Raw genomic sequence first — 5283 nt, forward strand, 5'->3', positions numbered from 1 at the left:
TCCCGTAGCAAAATGACAGATAAGCAGTTAGCGACCAAGCAAACGAAGGCAGATGAGATCATGCGCCGTGACTGGGTAGTGAAGGATGGACTGCTTGTTTATGAAGGAAAAGGCGGTGAAAACCTGTGCTCAGAAAAAATGTATGAAGACTTTGAAATGTATGTCGACTGGAAAATTGCTCCTGATGGAGACGCCGGCGTTTACCTTCGCGGAACGCCTCAGGTACAGGTCTGGGACATCGCCCGTACCAATGTAGGAGCACAGGTAGGTTCAGGAGGGTTGTACAACAATCAGAAACACAGGAGTACACCGTTACTGGTCGCTGATAATCCGGTGAACGAGTGGAATTCATTCTATATCAAAATGATTGGGGAAAAAGTCACAGTTTATCTGAACGGGCAGTTGGTGACAGATAATATAACACTTGAAAATTTCTGGGACCGCTCCATTCCTATTTTCGCCAAGGAAGCTATTGAACTTCAGGCTCATGGAACCAGAGTAGAGTATCGTGATATCTATATCCGTGAGATAGAACGTCCTGAATCATATCAGGTTTCCGACAAGGAGAAGGCTGAGGGGTTTGTTCCTATGTTCAATGGTATTGATATGTCGGGATGGGTAGGAAACCTGAAGGCTTATTTTGCACAGGATGGAATGATTGTCTGCGATCCGGCGAAAGGAGGACATGGTAATGTATATACGGATAAAGAGTATTCGGATTTCACCATGCGTTTTGAATTTCAACTGACGCCTGCAGCCAATAATGGTTTGGGGATACGTACTCCACTGACGGGTGATGCGGCCTATGTAGGTATGGAATTACAAATCCTGGACAATGAGGCGGAAGTATATAAAAACCTCAAGGAATACCAGTATCATGGATCGGTATATGGTGTAATAGCTGCAAAAAGGGGACATCAAAAACCTATAGGAGAATGGAATATCCAGGAAGTGACTGCTAAAGGTAATCGTATTACGATTACTTTGAATGGTGTGGTCATTCTTGATGGTGATATTGCAGAAGCAAGTCAGAATTTCACAAAAACAGCTGATGGACGTGACCATCCCGGATTGTCGAATAAAAGCGGACATATCGGATTCCTAGGTCATGGATCAAAACTGGCATTCCGTAATTTGCGGATTAAAGATTTATCAGTTCCTGCTAAGAAGAAATAATTGCATATATATCGTAATACAAAGGATGCTCAGAAACGGGCATCCTTTTTTTATACAATTGAAAAGGACATAGATCCTGTTATGGGTGTTCAAATAAGTAAATGATGTTAGTTTTGTATTTCATAACTAAGTAATACCAATAAATTAATGTCATATTTAATAATCGCAATCAACCTGATCAATGCGACTTAAGAAAACAATAAATAGCACTTAGTGCTTAAAATCAGTATGAATATGAACCTGAATAAAAATGTTTTGAAAATGACGGGACCCATCTATCCATTCTTATTCTGTTTATTCCTTCTGTTTGGAGTAAAAACCTCAACTCTTAAGGCACAGGAAATTTTAGCAGATAAGAACGCAACTCCTCAGACAAAAGCTTTATACAGATATTTATTTGACATACAGCAAAGTGGGAAAATACTGTTGGGACACCATGATGCTTTGGCTTATGGGCATGGCTGGAAAGACGAGTTGGGACGTTCCGATGTGAAAGAGGTTACAGGAAGTCATCCGGCCGTATGTAGTATGGATTTCGGAAAGATCGAACATAAGAATTCCAATAACATCAATGGTATCCCTTTCGATAAAATGAGGGAAATCATCCGGTACGCCCATAAAAGGGGTCAAGTGATCATGATGTGTTGGCATGTAGATAACCCGAAAACACATACAGCGGGAAGTCGTTATCCTGTCGGGACATCCTGGGATAATTCCGATAATGCGGTGGTACGGGAAATCTTACAGGAAGAAAGCCCATTGAATCTAAAATTCAAAGGGTGGCTGGATAATTTGGCGGAGTATATTCATACATTGACTGATGATGGGGGTAATCCGATCCCTTTTATTTTTCGTCCCTGGCATGAGCATACACAGGGATGGAACTGGTGGGGGAGTAAATGTGCGACGGATGAGGAATTTATCGATTTGTGGAAGTTTACTATACGGTATCTGAGGGACCAGAAAGGTATCCACCATATGATCTATGCGATCTCTCCCCAGATGGATCATGTATACCCTAATGTCCGGGAACGGCTCCTGTATCGTTGGCCGGGAGATAATGAAGTTGATTTTATAGGAGTAGATTGTTACCATGGGCGCAATAAGGAGGCTTTTGCTTCTAATGTAAAAGGATTAAGCGCATTATCTGAAGAGAAGGGAAAACCTTGCGGAGTAACGGAGACGGGCATTGAAAGTGTAAATTACCCTACCTATTTTACGGAAGAAATATTACCTGTCCTGGAAAAGAATCATATTTCTATGATCGTTTTCTGGCGCAATGACAGCCGTTCACAGACTCATTTTTATATTCCTTTTAAGGGTCATTCGGCAGAAGCAGATTTCTTAAAATTTGTTCAATCTCCAGGGATCTTATTGGAGAAAGATATGCCTAAAAGGCTTTTGGTTCATGGAAATTATTGAAGTTTGATTTACAAATGGCGATGAAATTACCTGATATTTTTTACTTAAAATATCGGGTAAATCCATATGATCTATTTTTCAGTACCTGAATTTTGCTATTCACGATACAATTAATTACTTTTGCACCCTTAAATCGGTCCGGTAGCTCAGCTGGATAGAGCAACAGCCTTCTAAGCTGTGGGTCGTGGGTTCGAATCCCGCCCGGATCACATAAATAATGACGCGCCTTTCAGCAATGATAGCGCGTTTTTCAGTTACATACGGAATGTATATTTTAAAAATAGCTTACTTGTAATAAATCTACTCATAAAATATTGACGAAATATTGACGGGAAACTGTTACGTTTGTCGATAAATAGAAGATCAATCCTTTTACTTACAGTAAAGAACAGTTGAATGATCCGGCTCATTCACTATTTTTATCCGAAATGTGACTGGAAATAAATTCTGTTGGTGTCATATGGTAGGCTTTGTAGAAAACCCTGTTGAAATATGAGGCTGAACTGAAGCCTACCTCAAAAGTCACCTCATTAATCCGCATATTACTTTCTACCAAAAGTTGGCATGCCTTTCTCAGCCTGTAGTTTCGAAGATATTCTCCGGGAGTCATCCCGCTTATAAGTTTTACTTTACATTAGAGATTCGAACGACTGATAGATAGAATGCCGGCCAGGGATTCCACGGAAAAATCCTCATCAGGCATATTCTTTTTGATTTCATCATTAGGTATTTTAAGGAAGCTTTCATCACTTTTATTCATAGCCAATGTCGAATATGGCATAAGTGGAGAACGGTTAAACGCTTCCAACATACTTTTCCTGTTATTAAATAAGCTGTATATTTGAGCTTTAAGATACTGAATAGAGAATGGTTTTTCAATAAAAACGTCCGCTCCCGAATGGAGTCCTTCGGCTTTTGAAACTTTATCTGTCTTTGCAGAGAGGAGTATTATCGGGATATGGCTATAATTGACATCTCCTTTGAGTTTTCGGGCCAAAGATATACCATCTGTTCCGTGCATCATTATGTCTAATATGATGAGGTCATAATTATCCTTTTCGAGAAGTTCCAAAGCCTGGGAGGCATCGTATGCTAAATCAGCACTGTAAGTTTCGTTTAGGGCGTTACTTATAAAAGAGGTCATATCCTTATTATCATCAACGACTAACAGATGGGGTTTGTCCTTTATCGAAGACTCTTCTGGTAGAGGCAATTTACGAAATGAAAAAGTGTTTTTTCCCGGATCACATATATATAAAGATGTCTCTTCCATTACCTTCTTATCAAACGGGTTGATCTTAGGATAAAAATTTAGAATAAACATAAATGTTGAAGGTCAGATGCAATAAAGAATCATAATATTTTAATGATCAATCGGTTTTTGAAATGTCAACGTTGCAGTATCCCGGATAATTGATAAAGTATCGGTTTTAAAATCAGTTTCTACCCCTACTTTAGGGTTCCTGAAAAATACGGTAAGGGACAGGATTATTACAGATACCGCGAGGAATCCGATTGAAATGTCTTTTATCGTTTTCATAGCTAAAAGATTTGTATTTTGTTTCGTAATGTTTTCTTTTATGTACTTCGAATGCTTGTTTTTGACAACTTTGCTTCTTTATAAGTGATGTGATCACTCATTATTTATATTAATGAATAACTCTTTAATTTGTTCAGAAGTACGTCTTAATAATATGCTGTTTTTTGCAAAAATACCCTCACAGCAGATTTTATAGAATACTCCGGAAATCAGGTATACTAAGCGAATAGAGATATTGTAGAAAGATGCTCCTTAAATATCAAGGTATTTTTGTGTTGTTGGGATAGCGTGATGATGAAACTTTAGTATCTAAAACACAAAATTTTAATACAGATAATAATGGAAGACTTATGCTTATCCTAACCGGAATATGATAAACTTCGGACTTCTGTTTTTCATGATAAGTGAGCATATAAGCCTCTTTTTTTGAGAAAAAATCAGTTATTTTTATCAATTTATCCATTAACTTTGACACTTTATTTTTTTAAATCTGATTATCTGCCTAATTATAAATCAAATAAATCATCAAAATTGTATGAAACTTTCGCATATCGAACACATTGGCATTGCTGTTAAAAGCATTGAAGAATCAAGGAAGTATTATGAAGATGTTTTGGGTTTGGAATGCTACAAAATAGAAGAAGTGGCTGACCAAAAAGTTAAAACGGCTTTTTTCAAGATTGGTCAAACAAAAATAGAGCTATTGGAATCGACAGATCCTGAAGGAACCATTGCTAAATTCATTGAGAAAAAAGGTCCTGGGATACATCATATTGCATATGCTGTTGAAAATGTGGACGAAGCGTTAGCTGAAGTAGAAGCTAAGGGAATTCAATTGATTGATAAACAAGGACGAAAAGGGGCCGAGAGTTTGAATATCGGGTTTCTTCATCCAAAATCAACTGAAGGAGTACTTACCGAACTATGTAGTAAATAACCATCGATGCTTTTGGTAAAGAGCTTGATCAAATTAAATGTTTTTTCAAGCTTGATGCCGGAAGTATTAAATTTTATAAAATCATGTCGCAACAAAGTAAAATTAAGGAACTGATCGAGCTCAGAGCCAAGGCCAAACTGGGCGGTGGCGAGAAACGCATCGAGTCTCAGCACAAGAAGGGCAAACTCACTGCCCGTGAACGTATCGA

6 protein-coding genes and 1 tRNA gene are annotated in these 5283 nt (G+C 38.2%); 4 read left to right on the plus strand and 3 right to left on the minus strand.

All coding sequences use genetic code 11. The features are described from left to right. From LBQ60_19255 to LBQ60_19265, 3 genes are all read left to right on the plus strand, one after another. Positions 1–1176, plus strand: a 1176-nt coding sequence (locus LBQ60_19255) for a DUF1080 domain-containing protein (protein MDR2040067.1), incomplete at its 5' end; no start/stop codon positions are given. Positions 1177–1410: 234 nt separating this feature from the next. Beyond that, positions 1411–2598, plus strand: coding sequence for a glycoside hydrolase family 26 protein (locus tag LBQ60_19260; GenBank protein MDR2040068.1), 1188 nt, complete (start codon positions 1411–1413; stop codon positions 2596–2598). Positions 2599–2733: 135 nt separating this feature from the next. Continuing rightward, positions 2734–2807, plus strand: a tRNA-Arg gene (locus tag LBQ60_19265). 197 nt (positions 2808–3004) lie between these two features. Here the strand turns inward: LBQ60_19265 and LBQ60_19270 are convergent. From LBQ60_19270 to LBQ60_19280, 3 genes are read right to left on the minus strand one after another with little or no spacing between them, the layout of a single operon-like run. Further along, positions 3005–3208 carry a helix-turn-helix transcriptional regulator gene (locus LBQ60_19270; GenBank protein ID MDR2040069.1) on the minus strand — a complete coding sequence of 68 codons (204 nt, stop codon included), beginning with the start codon at positions 3206–3208 and terminating at the stop codon, positions 3005–3007. Between the two features lie 24 nt (positions 3209–3232). Continuing rightward, entirely contained in the window at positions 3233–3922 is a 690-nt protein-coding gene (locus tag LBQ60_19275; protein MDR2040070.1) for a response regulator, read from the minus strand. Positions 3923–3961: 39 nt separating this feature from the next. Then, complete coding sequence (locus LBQ60_19280; GenBank protein MDR2040071.1) at positions 3962–4138, minus strand: hypothetical protein; 177 nt, start codon at positions 4136–4138, stop codon at positions 3962–3964. Between the two features lie 535 nt (positions 4139–4673). Here LBQ60_19280 and mce point away from each other — a divergent pair. Continuing rightward, a complete protein-coding gene (gene mce, locus LBQ60_19285; protein ID MDR2040072.1) occupies positions 4674–5075 on the plus strand; it encodes a methylmalonyl-CoA epimerase in 402 nt (133 codons plus the stop codon). Positions 5076–5283 lie beyond the last annotated feature (208 nt).

This window comes from Bacteroidales bacterium (genome assembly GCA_031275285.1).
Lineage (GTDB): Bacteria > Bacteroidota > Bacteroidia > Bacteroidales > UBA4181 > JAIRLS01.

What these genes read in the sequence shown, in the direction of transcription:
- LBQ60_19260 (MDR2040068.1), top strand. Translation starts at nt 1,411, where the DNA reads ATGAACCTGAATAAAAATGTTTTGAAAATGACGGGACCCATCTATCCA.
- LBQ60_19270 (MDR2040069.1), bottom strand. Translation starts at nt 3,208, where the DNA reads ATGACTCCCGGAGAATATCTTCGAAACTACAGGCTGAGAAAGGCATGC.
- LBQ60_19275 (MDR2040070.1), bottom strand. Translation starts at nt 3,922, where the DNA reads ATGTTTATTCTAAATTTTTATCCTAAGATCAACCCGTTTGATAAGAAG.
- LBQ60_19280 (MDR2040071.1), bottom strand. Translation starts at nt 4,138, where the DNA reads ATGAAAACGATAAAAGACATTTCAATCGGATTCCTCGCGGTATCTGTA.
- mce (MDR2040072.1), top strand. Translation starts at nt 4,674, where the DNA reads ATGAAACTTTCGCATATCGAACACATTGGCATTGCTGTTAAAAGCATT.